This window comes from Polaromonas sp. CG_9.11, assembly GCF_015752225.1.
GTDB lineage: Bacteria > Pseudomonadota > Gammaproteobacteria > Burkholderiales > Burkholderiaceae_C > Polaromonas.
This window is the reverse complement of the sequence record NZ_JADOVE010000007.1, coordinates 157,517-175,759: the sequence shown is the minus strand read 5'-3', so window position 1 is coordinate 175,759 and position 18,243 is coordinate 157,517. Positions and strand designations below refer to the sequence as shown.

The window sequence follows — 18,243 nt, the reverse complement described above, 5'->3', positions numbered from 1 at the left end:
CGTGCTGTGCCCCAAGCGGCCAGGCCGCGTAGAGCCACGCGCGGTCAAGCGACGGCCTAAAAACATGCGCTCTTTAACCCAGCCGCGTGCCCTGCTCAAAGCCCGGCTTCAAGCCAGCCGTGCCCGCTCAATGGCTGAGGTCTGTGCTTAAGGTAGTGCCATTGGGACTTGATCCGCAATCCATGAACCCGCTTAGGCGCGAGGTGGATCCCGGGTCAAGCCTGGGATGACAAAGGAAGCCGGGAATAGCAAAGACCCAGGTCATGGAGCATCAACCCAAAAAGCGGTCTGAGCAGTTAAAAAAATTTAACCAAAAAAGCCTTAACCGCATGCGGGACGGGCGTTGGCAGCTATTAAATTGATACCATCTTCAAGCTGGCGGCGCCGGCACCCACTGCACCCCGGCGACAGCCAGCATGCCCTGGTGCAGGTCGTCTACAAACAAGGGCAGCACGGTTTGCAGATTGGCGGCGTAGTGCTGGCGCCACATCTGCTGCAACTGCTCAAGCGCTGCCTCGTTTTGGTAGCGCACGCTGGCCTTGTCAATCAGAAGCATGGCGACCTCGTGGTCTTCAACCACCAGGGCGATCAGGGCGTCGTCGCCGTCTTCGCGCAGCGACGCCTGCAGTTCGTCGGCGGCGTCCATCAGCACGTCGGTGCACAGCGCGGCGCTCATGGCGGCGCCGTGCAGCAGGGCTTGCTCCAGGGCGGCGCGCACGGTTTTCTTGCTCATGCGCGGGCCTCCTTGCGGCCGGGAATGAACGGTATCAAACCCTGTGCAACGGCCATTTCCTGCACCTCCAAGGGCATGTGGCGCGCATCGACCAGCAGCCCGTTGACCTGCAGCATCCAGACCAGCGGGTTGTGCTCCAGCCGGCTGGGCAGCGTCCATTCGGGTGCCATCTGATTCATGCCCAGCGCCTCTCGCACTTCCTTGGAGCGGCTGGAGCAGGTGCTGGCGCCCACACCGAAATGGGCCTGGATGTCGGCGCTCTTGCAGTGCGGCGTCTGCGACGGGTCGAACAAAAAGTTCACCATGCCCAAGGCATGCACCAAGCCGGCGGCCCAGGCGCTGTCTTTGCCCTTGAGCAGTGGCGAAGGGCGCTTGCGGCTCAGGGCAGCGAGCGCCAGGCGGCTAAGCTGCCGGTATTCATCGTTCAGGCGCTGGTTGCAAAACGCATCGGTGGCCTGGGCGATGGCATCGAACTGGTCCTGCATGGCGGCAGGCACGCGGGTAGGGGGGCTGGTCATGGTGCGGCTTTCAAAAAATGGATTTAACCTGCGTTCCGAGTGAAGGCTAACGCCAAAATATCAGCTTTCAAGAGCGCATTCGTGTCAGGTTGCAAGCGATTCAAAATGGGTTTTTGACGATCTGCGCCGGCTTGACCTCAACGATTTGAGGGAGCTTTTCTTCCGCCTGCAGCGCCTTGACGACCTGGCCGAGCAGCGTATGCAGTTCTTTGGCCAGGGCGAGGCCGGCCTGGTCCCGGGTCAGCACCACGTCACCGGTGAGTGAGACGCGGTCGGTGCGGTTCTCGATCTCCAGCGCGCCGATGCGGATGACATCGCTTTCATTGGCATAGGGTTTGAAGTGGTTCATGGCGATTTTCCTCAATGTTTGATTGCGCGGTTGAGGGCATCCATCACCAGGCTGGTGAAATCGCGCAGTGTGAATTCGTCTTGCGGCCGGGTTTTCTTTCTCCGGTCCTGCCGAGGCTCGGGCTTGGGCAGCGCCATGCCGGCATCGCGGATATTTTGCGGCAGGCCGGGCAGCAGGCTCAGGCCGACCATCTTTTCCAGCTTCGAGACCGAGACCACCGCATAGTCGCGCGTGTCGTCGTTGGTGATCAGGTAGGCGCCGGCCCGCTGCTGTGTCGGGCTGTAGATCACCTTCCAAAGGTGCGTGGGCACCAGCACGTTGCCGATTTTCTTGAGGTTGCCGCCGATGAAGGCCGGGCCGGAGATGACATAAATATCGCCTTCGGTGGTCGCCAGTTGCCTAGTCATGCGCTCAATGCCGGACCATACGCCGATATTGTTCTCATGCGACTGAGGAACCATGTTTGCCAGCGAAAACGACTCGGCCTGCGCCTTTCGGGTTGCGAAGTCGTCACTGGGTGCCATGTGACCGCGATCGTAGCCAGTGAGTTTGTAATCGCTGAGTTCGGCCCGGTCGCGTTCCGGCAAGGCGTCTTCCGCATGAAAGGAATCCTTGCGCGACAGCTTGGCCGCATTTTTCAAGTTTTTGCGCGTCAGGTATTCGGCCGAATACAGCGGCGTACGGCTCAAGCCCGAATGCAGCACGGCAAACGCCCGAAAGCAGAGTGGCTGCGTGCGCGGCTGGAACTTGGGGTTGGTGACGACCGGCGGCTGGCCAGCAACAAAGTGCTGCGGGCAGTCGGTGCCCGCCAGAACAGAAGTGCTGACGAGCACCTTCAGTGAAAAAACCAGATAACGGAGCATGTTTAAAAACCGGGGAATAACTTTTGAAGGGCGACAGTGTGCCTCAAGCCGGCACCTTCCTTCTGGAATGGCTGAAGTCACACTGTGCGCAAGTGGTCAGGGTGGGCCAAATTGATCGTCCGGCGGCGCAATGTGCAGGCGGCGCACGACAGAATCCCGGCGCCGACGCGCTTGCAGGAGATCATCACAAGGGCGCAGCAAACGCATTGGCCATTGTGGCGCAACGGAATCGTGGGCCGACCAGCCGGCCCGTACGGGCATGCATGGAGCAATGCCATGCGCGCTGTGGCCTTGAAATCAAACTGATTTTATTCAGCGGCGAGAATGACAGGAATGCAAATACCATTCCGATTTCTTGCGTCAAGCCATGACAGGCTGGCTCCAGCCCTGCTGGCCATCTTTGCGGTTGCGGGTTGCGCTTCCGCGCCTTCAGTCACCCCCAAACTGACAGCCCCCTCGACGGCCGCCGCCACAGCGACGCAAACCGAACCCAACGAGCCAACAGAGAACCAGAAGTTTGCCCAATGGGTGGCCGAATTCAGCACCTTTGCCCGTGCCGCCGGCATCGAAGAGGCCACGCTTCACAGCGCCTTTGACAGCGTGCGCCTGGTGCCGCGTGTGATCAAGCTGGACCAGTCGCAGCCCGAGTTCACCCGCACGGTGTGGGACTACCTCGACAACGCGGTGTCGCCGCAGCGAATCGCCCGTGGCCAGGACAAGCTGCTCCAATTGCGCCCCCAAAGCGATGCCCTGACAGCACGCTACGGCGTCCCGACAGAAATCCTCGTCGCGATCTGGGGGATGGAGAGCAATTACGGCGGCTACGTCGGCGACATCCCGACCATCGACGCCCTGGCGACGCTCGGTTTCGAGGGCCGACGCGAGGCCTGGGCGCGTGGCCAGTTGCTCGCCGCATTGAAAATCCTGCAGAACCATGACATTGACCGCGCGCAGATGATCGGTTCATGGGCCGGCGCGATGGGTCAGACGCAGTTCCTGCCCTCAAACTTTCTGGCGTATGCAGTCGATGCCGATGGCGATGGCCGACGCGACATCTGGGGCAGCATCCCCGATGTGATGGCGTCGACCGCCAACTTCCTGGCCCGCTCCGGCTGGCAGGCTGACCAGCCGTGGGGGCTGGAGGTTAAATTGCCACCCGGCTTCGACTATGCCCGGGCCGACGCCGACGTGCGGCAGCCCGCTTCCGCCTGGGCGAGCGAAGGCGTGCAATCGATGGACCGCACGCCGCTGCCGGCGCTGGCCGACGGCTCGATCCTGCTTCCGGCCGGCGCGCACGGGCCGGCCTTCCTGGTCGGCGCCAACTTTCGCACCATCCTGCGCTACAACAACTCGACCAGCTATGCGCTCGCCGTCGGCCTGCTGGCGCAACAGCTGACCGGCGGCCCTGCGGTGCAGGCACGCTGGCCGCGCGATGTGCCGGCATTGACGCGCAGCCAGTTGCTGGCGCTGCAGACGGCGCTGAATGCGCGCGGCGTCGACAGCGGCACGCCCGACGGCATGATGGGCCCGGCCACGCGTGACGGAATTCGCAACTACCAGCGCAGCCTGGGACTGCCGGCGGATGGCTATCCGACGCCGGACCTTCTGCAGCGCCTGCAGTGATGCGACAGGCACAGCGCATTGACGTTGAGGTCTGGCAAGCGTGCAGCCGCTTGCTGCCAAATCGCCACGGCTGTTGGTGTCAATAAAAAATCAACCTTCTGCGCCTCTCTCAAGAAAGCCGCACCAATTTTCTGGATTGTCATGGTCAACAACCATCTGAGTGATGATGCGGGCGCTGCACCAACGTTTGTGCATGCCATGCCAACCGGTTAACGCAGCACCGTGTTTACACACATGAATACGTTTCAATGCCAAGTCATTGGCAGCGACTACACAGCAGCTGTATCACCCGTTACTGGAAGACCTCACTGACTGTGGCGCACGCCCTATGATTCCAAAAATGCAAACTTGCGCATGCGGCAAAAAAATTCAAAATTCATCGGCGCGAATCAACAGGATGATGCCAAGCAACCGTCCCCCGGCAAAGCCGGGAGATTACTTATTGGATTTGGAAACTGAATTAGACCGATCTTTAATTAAATCCAGCCCGCTATCGGTTACTCTTTGACTGGACAGGCAGACGATGGGGCCGTCAGCCAATGGGCGTTGCGACTGACCAAGACCAAATGCGGCAGCGTGACAGCGGTCAGGGCCACCAGCAGCCCGTTAAGCAGACTGTGGTGCTCCGTGGCAGCGATAGACGCACTTTGCAGGTACCAGGCCAGTATCAGCAGCAGCAGTAAAGTGGCCAGGCTAGTGACGACGATAGCCATACCGATGCTCCGATTTAGCGTGTTGCGGGTCCGGTTTTCTTTCTCGCTTGCTGCGCCGTGACGATGCCTTGCGGTAACCCTGAAAATGTGAGCAGCGGAATGAAGCACACCAAAGTAAACTGAAAAAGCCATGAGCGGCGACAGCGCCAGGTTGATTACAAAAACCACAGCGACTTCGGCCCAAAGCGGTTTGCTAAACAGCTGTTGGCGAAACACGGCGAGACTTGCTGCGCAGATGGCTACCCACAGCCAGGCCAGGGTTTGCCAGATCGTCCACGCCCACCCTGCGTCCAGGCCAACAGCCATTGGCAGAATATCTTGCAGCGCTTGGGCCGACAGCAGTGCGGGCAGCATCACAGGTGCGCCGCCTGCCATCACGCGTTGCGCCCACGCACCTTGTTTCGACCTGCCGTTTCCCCATCGGCCATACGGTTCGCCAAAATGCCAAACCGACATGGTCAGCAATATCAGCACCATCAACCAGCCACTTTGTGCGCAGACCATGGCAAGCAGCACGACCGCCCCGACATAAGCAAGCAAAGCGCCTGCCAGGCGGCGTGCGCCGGCAAACTCGCGCTGCATCAAGACGATATCGAGAGCACCGTGGAAAAAGCCTGCCGTCAAGGTCAGACCCACAAAGAGCCATAGCCCAGTTCGCGCAAAGTTTTGGTCCAGGTAACGCATCGCGGCCAAAGCCAGCATGGCCAGCACCGCCAGCGCAACTTGGACAAGTGGGGGCCTGGAAAATACGGGGGAGGGCATCAGTGCGAGACTCCCGATAACTTCGACGCCCGCTTAAATAACAATGACAACGCCTGCGCCGAAAAAGGCAGGGTGGGCAGTGCACGGGTCACCAACAAACGTTGTCGCCAGCTTGCCTTGCCACTTAAAAACGCAACCATCGTCTCGGCATCGAGCCGCTCAAACAGCTGCATGAAGTACCATGAACTTCGACTCCAGTCACGCTCCAGCACTGTCAGAAAAACCGTGTCCATCCACTCATCAATCGCATGGCGCTTAAATGCCGCAGGTATCCAATTTTTCAGATCGCCCGTGCCGGCATGACTTTTAAGAGACATCGCTATTTGCGCTGAGTGCGCCAGCGTTTCTAAAAATGCGTAGCCGGTTGAAGCGCGCAAGGTTCCGGCCCCACGCCCCAAACGCGCCACATGCAACGCATGATTCGGCGTGGTGTGGCTCAAGCTCAGGTTCAACGAGCCTTTTTCTTCGTACACCACTTCATAGGCAGCCGATCCGACAAAGCTTGCAATAAATTGCTGCAATTCAGTGTCAAAGTCCGGCTTGACGGAGGCTGGGGAAATCCAGGTTGTCTCGATTAAAGCGTTGCGTGGGCTGTAGGGCAGCACATAAAAAAAGTGCAATCCGGCGGTGCTGGGCTGAAAATGCATTAACTCCACCATTGTGGGGTCGAACACATCGCTGTTGGTTGTTATCTCACGCCCTAAAAATTGCTGAACCAAGCGATTTTCGTTGGTTTGTATGGGTGGCCGGGCATCAAATACCCATGCAGCCTGTATCACTTCGCCTTCGCTGGTTTCTACGCTCGGCGTGTCTCCACCCACTATTTGCCGCACCGATGTGCCCAAACGCAACTCGACATGACCGCTTTTCGCGATGGCGCTTTGTGCCGCTGAATAAAAGGCGTCGCCGTCGAGTGTGCAATAACATGTCGCTTTGCCGTCTTCACCGTCTTTGGTGACAGTGGGTGACGCTTGCTGATGAGTGCTTACGCCTTGCCGCACACACCATTGGCTCCACTGCTGCCGCTCTAGGTGGCTGTAGCGATGTGCGGCGTTGTGGGGCGTTTTCCAGTAACTCCACGTACGGTCACGCACGTAGCTTTTGCGTTGTTCCAGCACCAGCACCCGCAGCTTTGAAAACTCAGCTTGCGCCAGTTCAGCGGCTAACGCTAAACCGCTAAGGCCCCCCCCCACAATGACGATATCGAACGCCATGGGCAGGGCATCAGACGTTGGCCGGAAAACCCGGAACCAGCGCCAGGTGTTTCAAGTCGTGGCCCACCACATCTCTTACTGCGGCGCTGGGAAATTGATCTGCGCCTGCGTAGCAAGCCAAGATTAATCTTATTTTCTCTAACCGTCCAAGCGATGTTCTGCCGAGCCAGTAACGGCCTGCACCACCGGTCAAAATCTTTTGTCCAATGCCCCGGTACAGGGCCGCTGCGACGCGTATGGCCCGGCGATTGCCAGAAGGTATGTACACCAGCCCTTGTTGTGAATAGGCGTAAAAGTCATCGGCCAAGTACAACAGCTTTTGGATGGCCGCAAAGCTCTGGATGGCTTGCGCAGGATTTTTTGGTGCGCGCAACGTTTCTGCGCGCACGCCCCACTGCGCGGGGATGTAACAGCGCCCGCGCGCTGCGTCTTCAACCACGTCGCGCGCAATATTGGTCAGCTGCATTGCCACGCCCAAAGCCGTCGCGTAGGGTTGCCCTTTGTTGGCAGTTCCCAAAATGGGACACATCATTTGCCCCACCGTGCCTGCAGCGCCATACGCAAATCGTAAAAGTTCTTCTGTTGTCTGAATACAGCGTGGGCTGGCGTCTTGAATCAAGCAGTCCATGAAATTGCGAATCACCTCGGCGCTAACCATCTTTGAACACAGCATCTTGCCGACTTGATGCCCCAGCTCGCTACCAGCACCGGGATTCAGCACATTGCTTTCCAACGCTTGTAATTGCCCCATGCGTTCAGCCCACTGACCCAGTGCCTCTTCATCGGCCAAGTCATCGGCCAATCGGGCAAACGCATAGAGTTGTGCGGCGTCGCGCCGCGCTTCGGGCAATAAAAACCGGGCAGCCCATGAAAAAGATTTGGCATGCAGATCCATCACGTTTTGCGGTGTCATTGAACAGATCCAAACATCAACCGCTCCACCACTTTGGCAGAAGTCATCACGCCGGGAACGCCCGCACCCGGATGGGTGCCTGCGCCGACAAAATACAAATTTGGGATGGTTTTTGACCGGTTCGGAAAGCGAAATCCCGCAGACTGCATCAGCGTCGGTGTGATGGAAAACCCCGCGCCCCACGGCGACAACAACTCTTTTGAAAAGTACTCCGGCGTCACGTAAAAATCATCAACGATGTGCTGTTCGAGATGAGGAAGTGCGCGCTGTGCCAAGGTTGCTTGCAGTGCTGCCTTGAATGTCTCGGCAACGTCTTCCCAAACAATATTGCCTCGCAAGTTGGGCACAGGCACCAGGGCATAGAAGCTGTCATGACCCGCAGGTGCGCAAGCGGGGTCTGTTGCGCTGGGACGGTGCAGGTAGATGCTCAAATCTTCCGGCAATTCAAGCGTGTTGAAAATTTTGTGGAGCACCTCGCGGTAGGTGTGACCAAACAAAATTGTGTGGTGTGCAACGTCGGGATAGGTAATGTCAGTGCTGAAATACCACACAAACAAACTCATGGAATATTGTTTGCGGTCTATGGCATCGACTTTGCGGTGAGGACTGGGGAGCAAGTGGGTCAGCACATAGCCCGGGTCTGCATTACAAACCACTGTGTCTGCCTGAACCGTGCGGCCATCATGCAGGCGTATGCAACTCGCCAAGCCACTGCTCACCTCAATAGCCGCCACTTCGGCGTTCCATAAAAACTGCACGCCATGGCGTGTGGCAAGCGCTACCAGCGCGTCCACCAGCCTCGCCATGCCACCGCGAACAAACCACACCCCCCATTTGCGTTCAAGGTAGTGGATCAGGCTGTAAATACTGGTGGTGTCGAACGGGTTGCCGCCAACCAGGAGCGGCTGGATACTGAAGGCTTTACGAACGTGATCATGCTTGAAGTAGCGTGCCGTCAGCGCGTAAACCGAGCGGTCTGCACGTAGCCGCGCCATGGCAGGCAGCGCCTTGACCATGGCGCGCCAGCCTAAAAACGGCTGCGTGCCCAGTTCTTCATACCCTTTTTCAAAAAGCTTTTTAGAGTGCTCTAAATAGGCTGGATAAGCCGCAGCATCGGCTTGGGAAAACTTGGCAATCTCCGCCTGAATTTGCTCAGTCGTGCCGCCGTAGTCCAAGTGGGAACCATCGGCAAATTGCATTTGATACCAAGGCTTGACGGGCATGAGTTCGACATGGTCTTCAAGCCGCTCGCCTAGCAATGCGAACAATTCTTCGAACAGCACGGGTGCAGTGAGCACTGTGGGTCCGGCGTCGTAGCGAAAAGTCAGACCTTCAGCATGACGAACAAACTCGGCAGCCCGTCCACCGGGCTTGTCCAGGCGATCAACCACCGTTGTGCGTACACCGCGTGCTGCAAGGCGAATCGATGCGGCGAGGCCACCAAATCCTGCCCCGACGACAACAGCCGTGTTGGTTGCAGCCGAAACGCTATTTTTACGGTTAGCGTCAGAAAGGAAATTAGATCTCAAGCTATCAATGGCCACCTATCAATGCCTCAAATTTATGCCCGAGTAAAACAGTGCGAAGCTGATGCGCGTAATCGCCCAGAAGTTCGCCCGTGTTGTACGGCAAACGCTTCGCCAACGCGATCGCAAGATCAATTTTTTCAAGTCCGAGTGTTCTTGCTTTTTCTATCGAGTCGTCCAAGGAGCCCGTTGCTTCAAGAACGGAAATAATGTTGTACGTGTTTTTTGCAGTGCGAGGGGATAGATCGCTTTGCAAGTCGTGCAAGTCATCGACTATTTGATAGCCGACTGCAAAAGCCTCGGCTGCGCACAAAACCTGCGGCAAATAGTTTTGATGGCCTGCTGCCAGAAGTACCAGTTCAAGGGGCAAGCTGAGCAAGGCACCCGACTTTGCCATTGCAATTTGCTCGTATCGCCTAAGCGCTGTTGCGTCATCACTGAATGATGACGTGCCTGCCGCCAGGTCAGCGCTTTGCCCCTCTATGGCTGTGGCCACACGTTCGTGCATCAGTAAAATCAGGTTGGCCACTGCCCCTGAATCATCAAGCTGACAAATCGTCGCATGGGCTGCAGACAACAATAAATCTCCAGCGCAGATGGCCGTATTCACACCGAAGCGAACCCATACCGCTTCCTTTCCACGCCGGACCTCATCGCGGTCCTGGATGTCATCGTGAATCAACGACGCGTTATGCAGCAGCTCTGCAGTTGCCGCAATGGTAATTACGTTTGTCGTGCTCAAACCAACGGCGAGTCCTGCATGAAGAGCCATCTTGGCTCTGACGCGTTGCCCGCCTGCACTTAAATGGTATGCGGCAGCGTTTGCGCCTCCCATTTTTTCTTTTGAAAAATTATCTGCTTTGGGCCGGATGGATCCAATCATTTTTTCCTGCACTGCATGCAGTAAAGGCAAAAGGGGGTCCGGCACCAATGCTGGATGGACTGCAATACAAGTTTGCATGGTTGATCCGGATTAAAAGGCTGCACGCACGGGTGAACGAATGAATTAATTCATTCATTCATTTTTTACAATAGGCTTTTCATGTTGTTGAAAGGCCTATTATTCAAGAACTGCGCGTCAATTACTTCTTCGAACCCTCAGTTTCGCTTACAGCAACCTGCCAGATAATCAAGCCGAATGCGATTTTATTGAGCACGTCTGCCAGGTTATAAATGATGTTCAAGGCATTGACGCTGCTCTCAGGGCTGCTACCGGTTAGATAACCGAAGAAATAGCCGACCGGATAAATTGCCCACCCGAAGGTCACGATCAAGCGCATGGTCTTGAATGCGGATTGCACAGAAGGAGGCGCGCTTTGGGCATTGATTTTGCTGGCTTCGCCCGCAAAAATTTCATACAAAATATATGCCCAGCCAACCATGCCGATGATGAAGGCAATCCATGTATTGAGATAACCAGCCTCACCCACATAACCACCCACCAGCATTACCAGTGTACCGACCATCAGGCGCCAGAAAACACCAACGGGGACCTTGGCGATGGCCGACAAGATGAGGTAGAACTCGATCATCAACAGCGGCACTGTGATTAACCAGTCGATGTAGCGGAACACGGTGGGCGTTGAGCCCGTGGTGACCCATACTTCCCGCATGTAGAAATAATGGACTGCTGCAACCAACGTGACAAGGCCAGACACCGTGAGTGACGTCTTCCACTTTGGCGACACCCTGTCGCGCTCCAGAAAGAAAAACACGGTGGCGGCAATTAGTGCCATGGAAATCAGCCAGAAACTGATTCCGACGAAATCGTCTGGTTTTAATACAGCCCCTGCTGCAGCGCTGGCTTGAGCAGTAAACAAAGCCAAAGATGCGCCGATACTAAAAACTGCTGCCGTTTTTGATTTAATGAACTTGAAAATCATGCGGATCTCCAGAAAATGCATGACCGGTTAAAACGAAGAATCCTAAGGTTCTTCACCAACCATGATTTCAGTGATCTCACATGAGCGAGTCCAGACTAATCATGAATTTGCAGTGTATGTGACCCTGCCAATTCCCTCGAAAAATATAACGGATAACCCCAGGAATAAGGTCTTTCAGCACTTCCGGAAGGCTGCAGGACCACTTCAAAAGGTAAAACCTCCTGTCGGGAAGGTCATCCCATTGAGCTCCACCGATGGGTCTTCGGAATAAGGTCTGTCGAGACCTGCAACACACAATATCTCGAGATTTCGAACTCGTGGGCGCTCTGCGTCGCTCCAAACGGCTTCGTATCGCTTCACAGGTCGGGCTAAGCGGCGGACTGTTCATGAAGCGGTCGGAACTCTACAAATTGGCTGGGTCGAGGTTGAGGGCCAACATCGTCAAAGAACGCGGCATACCGGACGTGGGCCTGGCGAAGGCATGTCGCCGGCATCACCTTCGCAACCTCAAAGGCAAGGTGGTCGCCAAAGGACTTCGGACTGGCGTTGGCAACGCATCTGGGCAGGTCCGGCCATTCAGTCTATCGCGCGTGCCGGTTGATCGCCGCAGCCAGCCATGCGGCAACAGCAGCCACCCAACTTGCCATGCCATTGGGGCGGGTTTGCCCTGTGGCGCGCCGATACAGGCCTAGTTGCCCAACAGATGCCCCGTTTTCACGAAGATGGTGCAGCCTTCTTGACTGAACGGTTGGTGCATGCTCATGTGCGGACTCCTGATCCATGAGCCGACCGGGTAGCGCCCGTGCTCATCTTCAAATACGCCATCCACGACAAAAATCTCTTCCCCGCCAAAATGCCTGTGCGGGTTGAAGTAGGTTTGTGGCGCCCACCGAACCAGCGTAGACCCCAGACCCTGGCGCATCAAGGGCATGACGGTAAGGCCCGGCACCATTCCTTGATGCCACTGCGCAGTGCGTGTATTGATGACTTCTCTGTGCTGTTGATCAGCCCCCAGGTGTCTAAGCTTCACGAAGAGAACACAACCCGTGTCGCTGCGGGGTGCGTGTGATGAACCGGGAGGGTTCATCATGTACGTTCCCGCCGGATAGTCTGCGTTTTCATCACTGAACACGCCTTGGAGCACCAGTATCTCTTCGCCCAATTCATGCGTGTGTGATTCGAATTTTGCGCCCGGTTGATAGCGCACGACCGAAGTGGCTTGGGCAACCTCGTCACCGACACGATCGAGCATGCGGCGCTTTACACCTGTTTGTGGACTTCCAACCCATTCAAGGTCGTGGTGGTTGAGAACAATCCGCTGACTGTAGTCTGCATTCAAGTGCATGGAATTGATTCCTGTTGCCGATTGACTGGATGAACCGTCAACCAAATTCTTCGAATTGCCGATTGAAAACAACCTGGATCATGCTGCTGATCGAACCCCCTGGATAAAAGAAGGGTTGCTGCCAGGTGCTGTGTGTTGCGGCAGTCCAGTAACGGCTGAATAAGCAGCCAGGCAGCGGGTCTGGTCCGACCCGCTTCACTCCACGGTCACGCTCTTGGCCAAATTGCGCGGCTTGTCAACATCCGTGCCCCGCGCACACGCCGTGTGATACGCCAGCAATTGCAACGGCACCACATGCAGCAGCGGGCTGAGCGCGCCGTAATGCTCGGGCATGCGGATGACATTCACGCCTTCGCTGCTGTCGATGCGGCTGTCGGCGTCGGCCAGCACATACAGCACGCCGCCCCGGGCGCGCACTTCCTGCATGTTGCTTTTGAGCTTTTCCAGCAGCGCGTCGTTCGGCGCGACGGTGACGATGGGCATGGCGTTGGTCACCAGCGCCAGCGGGCCGTGCTTGAGTTCACCGGCCGGGTAGGCCTCGGCATGGATGTAACTGATTTCTTTCAGCTTGAGCGCACCTTCCAGCGCAATCGGGTAGTGCATGCCCCGGCCCAGGAACAGCGCATTTTCCTTTTTCGCGAAGTCCTCGGACCAGCTGATGATTTGCGGCTCCAGCGCCAGCACGGCCTGCAGCGCGGCGGGCAGGTGGCGCAAGGCTTTCAGGTGGCCGGCCTCCTGGTCTTCGCTCAGGCGCCCCTTGGACTGGGCCAGCGCCAGCGTCAGCAGGAACAATCCAGCCAGCTGGGCGGTGAAAGCTTTTGTGGAGGCCACGCCGATCTCGACGCCGGCGCGGGTGATGTAGGCGAGCTTGCATTCGCGCACCATCGCCGAGGTGGCGACGTTGCAGATGGTCAGCGTTTGCGTTTGCCCCAAGCTTTGTGCATGGCGCAGCGCGGCCAGCGTGTCGGCGGTTTCGCCGCTCTGGGTGATGGTGACGACCAATGTGCGCGGGTTCGGCACCGAGGTGCGGTAGCGGTATTCACTGGCAACTTCCACTTGCGTCGGGATGCCGGCAATGGATTCGAGCCAGTACTTGGCGGTGCAGCCGCTGTAGTAGCTGGTGCCGCAGGCCAGGATCAGCACCGAATCGATGTCCTTGAAGGTGCGGTATGCCTCGTCGCCGAACAGCTCGGGCACGATGCCCACGACGCCCTCCAGCGTGTCGGCAATGGCGCGCGGCTGCTCGAAGATTTCCTTTTGCATGTAGTGGCGGTAAGGGCCGAGTTCGGCCGCGCCGCTGTGCGCATGCACCGTCTTGACTTCGCGCAGGGCGCGCTGGTGGTGGCGGTCAAAAATCCAGTATTTGCCGAGTTGCAGATCGACCAGGTCGCCTTCTTCCAGGTAAACGATCTGATCGGTGACGCCGGCCAGCGCCATCGCGTCGCTGGCGAGAAAGGTTTCACCGTTGTCGGCGCCAACGCCCAGGATCAGCGGTGACCCGGCGCGTGCGCCGACGACGCGGTGCGGCTCGTCCTTGCAAAAGGCGGCAATCGCATAGGCGCCGTGCAGTTGCGCCACGGCAGCCTTGAGCGCGTCGAACAGATCGCCGTCGTACAGGCTGTCCATCAGGTGGACGATGACTTCGGTGTCGGTCTGGCTTTCGAACACATAGCCCCGGGCCTGCAGGGCGGCGCGCAGTTCGTCGTGGTTTTCAATGATGCCGTTGTGCACCAGCGCGATCTTGCCCGGCCGCGCCGAACTGTCGGGGCCGGTGCCGTGGCTGAAATGCGGGTGCGCATTGTGCACCGCCGGCGCGCCGTGCGTGGCCCAGCGCGTGTGGGCAATGCCGGTGCCACCCTGGATGTGTTCGCTGCTGACCTGCGCCTGCAGCTCGGACACGCGCGCGGTGCTGCGCGCGCGTTTCAGGCCATTGGCGTACACCGCCACGCCGCAGGAGTCGTAGCCCCGGTATTCCAGCCGCTGCAGGCCCTGCACCAGGATGGGAACAATGTTTCGGCTGGAAACCGCTGCAACGATGCCGCACATAAAAAGTACTCCTGAAAAATGATGGGCTGATGCTAAGGATTAACCGCTTTTCTATGTGTTTGATTTTTTGTTATTTTTGAAATTAAATTTCAGGAATCAACATTCGTGAAATTTAATTTCTTTAATAATACTTTCATGGAACAAATAGAACTTGACCCTACCGACATCAAGCTGCTCGAATGCCTGCAAAGCGATGCCAGCCTGAGCAATCAGGCGCTGGCCGAACGCGTGCATGTGTCGCCGCCGACCTGCTTGCGGCGCGTCAAGCGGCTGCGCGATGCGGGGCTGATCGAGTGTGAAATCGCGGTGCTCAACGCCGACCGGCTGGGCGCCGCGCTGGGCCATGGCCTGACCGCGCTGGTCGAGATTTCGCTGGACCGCCAGGGTGCCGAGGAGCTGGAGGCGTTCGAGGCGCGGGCGGTGGGGGATGACGCCGTTCAGCAGTGTTACCGGGTGTCGCCGGGGCCGGACTTTATGCTGGTCGTGCATGTGGCCGACATGCCGGGTTATCTGGCGCTGGCGCAGCGGCTGTTTACCAGCGACGCGAATGTGCGGAATGTAAAGGCTTTTTTTAGTGTCAAGCGCGCTAAATTCAAGCCTAAAGTGCTGTTTGCGCAATGACTGCTTGCGTATTCAGCTATTTAATTCATAGCTCTGTTTTGTTTGTATTCGCTCCCTGTTTGGTCACGTGGTGGCGCTGCAGGGCTTGGCTGGCCGGGGGTAGCCCGGCGGCTACTCACTTTCTTTGCTTCGCCAAAGAAAGTAAGCAAAGAAAGGCGACCCCTGCTGTCCGCGACCCTTCGCTTCGCTACGGGCACCCTGCGGTGCTCGGTCCAGCCGGGGTCTCGTGCAAACTCGCCTTCGGCTCAAACAAGCACGAGCCCTGATCCGTCTAGCCTTCCGCTCCTCAGCGCAGACAGAAGGGGCTGGGAAATGGAATACACAGGCCAACACGAGCAGCCGAACAGCAAAACAGCAGAAGTCAAATAGACATCGCGCCAAATAAATAACGAATCTTACGAATTTGATAGCTGCTTGCGCATACCCCACCTGCACAAAAGTCGCTTTTAACTCCGAATCCGCCCCCGAACTCCACACCATCCCGTTCTGGCTGGGCCTGTGATGACCAGGGAAAGCGGGATCAGGGCGAGCGATTGTCTGAGCCGAAGGCGAGTTCGAGCTCGACCCCCGCTTTGCCTGGGCAGCACAGGTTGCCCGAAGCCCAGCGCAGGGACCCAGCCAGTCGGGTCGCCTTTTCTTTGCTTACTTTCTTTTGGCGAAGCAAAAGACAAGTGAGTTGCCGCCGGGCAACTCCCGGCCAGCAAAGCTATGCAAAGAAACCCGAGCTAAAAATTCGATAGCAGCCAGCGCAAGACAGCATTGCACCAACAGCCAATCAGCACCTCAACCCTTGGATTTCTTCAAAGGCCGCGACCAATTCGCAAGGTTCACCTGCTTGCCCCGCGCCACACTCAAACTGCCAGCCGGCACATCCTTGGTAATCGTCGAGCCGCCGCCTACCGTGCCGCCCACGCCCACCGTCACCGGCGCCACCAGCACGCAGTTGCTGCCAATGTGCACATCGGCCTCGATCACCGTGCGGTGCTTGTGGGCGCCGTCGTAGTTGGCGGTGATGCTGCCGGCACCGTAGTTGACGCGCTCGCCCACCGTGGCGTCGCCCAGATAAGCCAGGTGATTGGCCTTGGCACCCCGTGCCAGCGTGGAATTCTTGACCTCGACGAAATTGCCGATATGCACTTCGGCGCCCAGCACCGCACCGGGCCGCAAGCGGGCAAACGGGCCCACCAGCGCACCTTCGCCGACCTGCACGCCGAGCCTTTCGCCGTCGATGTGGGTGAAGGGGTGAATCACTGCGCCGGCGGCAATCACCGCATTCGCAATCACGCAGTTTGCGCCGATGCGCACACCCTGCCCCAGGCTGACCTGGCCGTCAAACACGCAGTTCACATCGATCTCGACATCCGCGCCGCAGGTCAAGGTGCCGCGCACGTCCAGCCGTGCCGGATCAGCCAGGCGAACACCCTGCTCCATCAGCGTGACGGCCAGGCGCTGCTGGTACACGCGTTCCAGTTCGGCCAGTTGCACCGGGCTGTTGACGCCGGCGACCTGCGCGGCGTCCGTGATCTGGTGCGCCACCACGGCCACGCCGTCGGCCACGGCAAACTTCACGATGTCGGTCAGGTAATACTCGTTTTGCGCATTCTGGTTGTCCAGCCGCGCCAGCCAGCGGCGCAGCAGGCGCGTCGGCACGGCCATGATGCCGCTGTAGATTTCATGGATGGCGCGCTCGGCTTCACTGGCGTCCTTGTGCTCGACGATGGCGCGCACCTGGCTAGAGGCCTGCGTGCCGGCGCGAACGATGCGGCCGTAGCCGGTCGGGTCGGCCATGCTGAGCGTCAGCAACGCCAGCCGCTGGCCATCGCATTGCGCCAAAAGCGCTTCCAGCGTGGCGGCCTGCGTCAGCGGCACGTCGCCCGACAGCACCAGCGTGATGCCGTCATCGGCCAGGAAAGGCATGGCCTGCTGCACCGCGTGGCCGGTGCCCAGCTGCGGCTCCTGGCGCGCAAAATTCAAACTCAAAGCGGCTGAAGCGCCCATCCTGCGGGCGCAGGCTGCTTCCACTTCCATAGCGCCATGACCGGTGACCACGACCGCCTGGCGGGCCGACAACTGACCAGCGCAGTCCATGACATGCGCCAGCAAGGCGCGTCCGCCCAATCGGTGCAACACTTTGGGCAATGCGCTTTTCATCCGCGTGCCTTTGCCTGCGGCCATGATGACAACGTCAAGAGGGTTCGACATGAGATTTCCTGTGAATTTTGGGCTGCTAAAAAGGGACAAAGCGCGGCCCGGCCTGCGCTTTCACCACCGGATTATCGGGGTGCTCGGCCTGCTGGCCGTGGCCGGCGTGCTGCAGGCCTGCAGCGTTGTGAAGCTGGCCTACAACCAGGCGCCCGACCTGGCTTATTGGTACCTTGACACTTACCTGGACCTCACGGGCGAGCAAAGCCTGCAGGTCAAGGCCAGCTTGAGCCAGCTCCAGGCCTGGCACCGGCAGACGCAGCTGCCGGTCTACATCACGGCGCTGCAGCAGCTCCAGCAGCAACTGCCGTCGGACACCACCGCCGCCGCAGCCTGCGCGGTGGCTGCCGACGTGCGCAGCAATCTTGGCGCGGTGGCGCAGCAGGCCGAATCGCTGGCCGCCGGGGTGGCCGTCATGCTCCAGCCGGGCCAGCTCAGGCACCTGGCGCAAAAATTTGCCAAAACCAATGCCGAGGCCGAAGACGAGTTGCAGGGCAACAACGGAAAAACCCGGCAAGGCAAGCGCTACCGGCAGTTGCTCAGCCGTGCCGAGAGCCTGTACGGGACGCTTGACGAGCCGCAGCGCGCCGTCATTGCCCGGCGCCTGGAGCAATCCCGGTTCGACCTGCGCGTGCTGTTCGCCGAAAGGCAGCGCCGTCAGCGCGACACGCTGCAGACCCTGCAGCCGATGGCGGCAGGCCAAGTCTCGCCCGCGCAGGCAAAGACCGCCCTGCGCGGGCTGGTCGAACGCACGCTGAACCCGCTGGAGCCGGTCTACCGGCGCTACCTGGACCAACTGGGCCAGGAAAACTGCCAGAGTTTTGCCGAACTGCACAACAGCACGACGCCGGCGCAGCGCGGCAAGGCCGTGGAAACCCTCAGGGGCTACGAGCAGGACTTCAGGATTCTGAACGCCCGCACACTCTGACGCG

At 58.6% G+C, this 18,243-nt stretch carries 17 protein-coding genes; 4 read left to right on the top strand and 13 right to left on the bottom strand.

Going from position 1 to position 18,243, the window contains the following annotated elements; genetic code table 11:
* Window positions 1-370 precede the first annotated feature (370 nt).
* The 4 genes from IWX85_RS08225 to IWX85_RS08210 form a co-directional block, all read right to left on the bottom strand.
* Window positions 371-733 (bottom strand): hypothetical protein, encoded by a 363-nt coding sequence (locus tag IWX85_RS08225; RefSeq protein ID WP_196869414.1) that lies wholly within the window; start codon window positions 731-733, stop codon window positions 371-373.
* Complete coding sequence (locus IWX85_RS08220) at window positions 730-1,251, bottom strand: DUF6398 domain-containing protein (RefSeq protein WP_196869413.1); 522 nt, start codon at window positions 1,249-1,251, stop codon at window positions 730-732. The genes IWX85_RS08225 and IWX85_RS08220 overlap by 4 nt, the downstream gene beginning before the upstream one ends.
* Window positions 1,252-1,351: 100 nt before the next feature.
* Window positions 1,352-1,600 carry a hypothetical protein gene (locus IWX85_RS08215; protein ID WP_196869412.1) on the bottom strand — a complete coding sequence of 83 codons (249 nt, stop codon included), beginning with the start codon at window positions 1,598-1,600 and terminating at the stop codon, window positions 1,352-1,354.
* An 11-nt stretch (window positions 1,601-1,611) separates the two neighbouring features.
* Window positions 1,612-2,463 (bottom strand): DNA/RNA non-specific endonuclease, encoded by an 852-nt coding sequence (locus tag IWX85_RS08210; protein WP_196869411.1) that lies wholly within the window; start codon window positions 2,461-2,463, stop codon window positions 1,612-1,614.
* Between the two features lie 23 nt (window positions 2,464-2,486).
* On the opposite strand from IWX85_RS08210, the gene IWX85_RS08205 reads away from it, so the two are divergent.
* Entirely contained in the window at window positions 2,487-2,834 is a 348-nt protein-coding gene (locus tag IWX85_RS08205) for a hypothetical protein (RefSeq protein ID WP_196869410.1), read from the top strand.
* The gene (locus tag IWX85_RS08200) at window positions 2,788-4,086 is read left to right on the top strand and encodes a lytic murein transglycosylase (protein WP_231379624.1); all 1,299 of its coding nucleotides are present in this window, start codon (window positions 2,788-2,790) and stop codon (window positions 4,084-4,086) included. The genes IWX85_RS08205 and IWX85_RS08200 overlap by 47 nt, the downstream gene beginning before the upstream one ends.
* A gap of 497 nt (window positions 4,087-4,583) precedes the next feature.
* Here IWX85_RS08200 and IWX85_RS08195 read toward each other — a convergent pair whose 3' ends face one another.
* From IWX85_RS08195 to glmS, 8 genes are all read right to left on the bottom strand, one after another.
* Window positions 4,584-5,501 carry a Brp/Blh family beta-carotene 15,15'-dioxygenase gene (locus tag IWX85_RS08195; RefSeq protein ID WP_196869408.1) on the bottom strand — a complete coding sequence of 306 codons (918 nt, stop codon included), beginning with the start codon at window positions 5,499-5,501 and terminating at the stop codon, window positions 4,584-4,586.
* Window positions 5,502-5,560: 59 nt separating this feature from the next.
* The gene (locus IWX85_RS08190; RefSeq protein ID WP_196869407.1) at window positions 5,561-6,775 is read right to left on the bottom strand and encodes a lycopene cyclase family protein; all 1,215 of its coding nucleotides are present in this window, start codon (window positions 6,773-6,775) and stop codon (window positions 5,561-5,563) included.
* A gap of 10 nt (window positions 6,776-6,785) precedes the next feature.
* Complete coding sequence (locus IWX85_RS08185) at window positions 6,786-7,670, bottom strand: phytoene/squalene synthase family protein (protein ID WP_231379623.1); 885 nt, start codon at window positions 7,668-7,670, stop codon at window positions 6,786-6,788.
* Between the two features lie 14 nt (window positions 7,671-7,684).
* Window positions 7,685-9,232 (bottom strand): phytoene desaturase family protein, encoded by a 1,548-nt coding sequence (gene crtI, locus IWX85_RS08180; RefSeq protein WP_370584242.1) that lies wholly within the window; start codon window positions 9,230-9,232, stop codon window positions 7,685-7,687.
* The gene (locus tag IWX85_RS08175) at window positions 9,222-10,175 is read right to left on the bottom strand and encodes a polyprenyl synthetase family protein (protein ID WP_196869405.1); all 954 of its coding nucleotides are present in this window, start codon (window positions 10,173-10,175) and stop codon (window positions 9,222-9,224) included. Before IWX85_RS08175 ends, crtI begins: the two co-directional genes overlap by 11 nt.
* A gap of 121 nt (window positions 10,176-10,296) precedes the next feature.
* The gene (locus IWX85_RS08170) at window positions 10,297-11,097 is read right to left on the bottom strand and encodes a bacteriorhodopsin-like (RefSeq protein WP_196869404.1); all 801 of its coding nucleotides are present in this window, start codon (window positions 11,095-11,097) and stop codon (window positions 10,297-10,299) included.
* A 688-nt stretch (window positions 11,098-11,785) separates the two neighbouring features.
* Entirely contained in the window at window positions 11,786-12,442 is a 657-nt protein-coding gene (locus IWX85_RS08165; RefSeq protein ID WP_196869403.1) for a cupin domain-containing protein, read from the bottom strand.
* A 195-nt stretch (window positions 12,443-12,637) separates the two neighbouring features.
* Window positions 12,638-14,488 (bottom strand): glutamine--fructose-6-phosphate transaminase (isomerizing), encoded by a 1,851-nt coding sequence (glmS, locus tag IWX85_RS08160; RefSeq protein ID WP_196869402.1) that lies wholly within the window; start codon window positions 14,486-14,488, stop codon window positions 12,638-12,640.
* A 135-nt stretch (window positions 14,489-14,623) separates the two neighbouring features.
* On the opposite strand from glmS, the gene IWX85_RS08155 reads away from it, so the two are divergent.
* Window positions 14,624-15,109, top strand: coding sequence for an Lrp/AsnC family transcriptional regulator (locus tag IWX85_RS08155; protein WP_196869401.1), 486 nt, complete (start codon window positions 14,624-14,626; stop codon window positions 15,107-15,109).
* 783 nt (window positions 15,110-15,892) lie between these two features.
* Here IWX85_RS08155 and glmU read toward each other — a convergent pair.
* Window positions 15,893-17,311, bottom strand: coding sequence for a bifunctional UDP-N-acetylglucosamine diphosphorylase/glucosamine-1-phosphate N-acetyltransferase GlmU (gene glmU, locus IWX85_RS08150; protein ID WP_196869400.1), 1,419 nt, complete (start codon window positions 17,309-17,311; stop codon window positions 15,893-15,895).
* Here glmU and IWX85_RS08145 point away from each other — a divergent pair.
* On the top strand, window positions 17,310-18,239 hold the full coding sequence (locus IWX85_RS08145) for a DUF6279 family lipoprotein (protein WP_231379622.1): 930 nt from the start codon (window positions 17,310-17,312) through the stop codon (window positions 18,237-18,239). The two genes, glmU and IWX85_RS08145, sit on opposite strands and share 2 nt — an antisense overlap.
* Window positions 18,240-18,243: the final 4 nt, after the last annotated feature.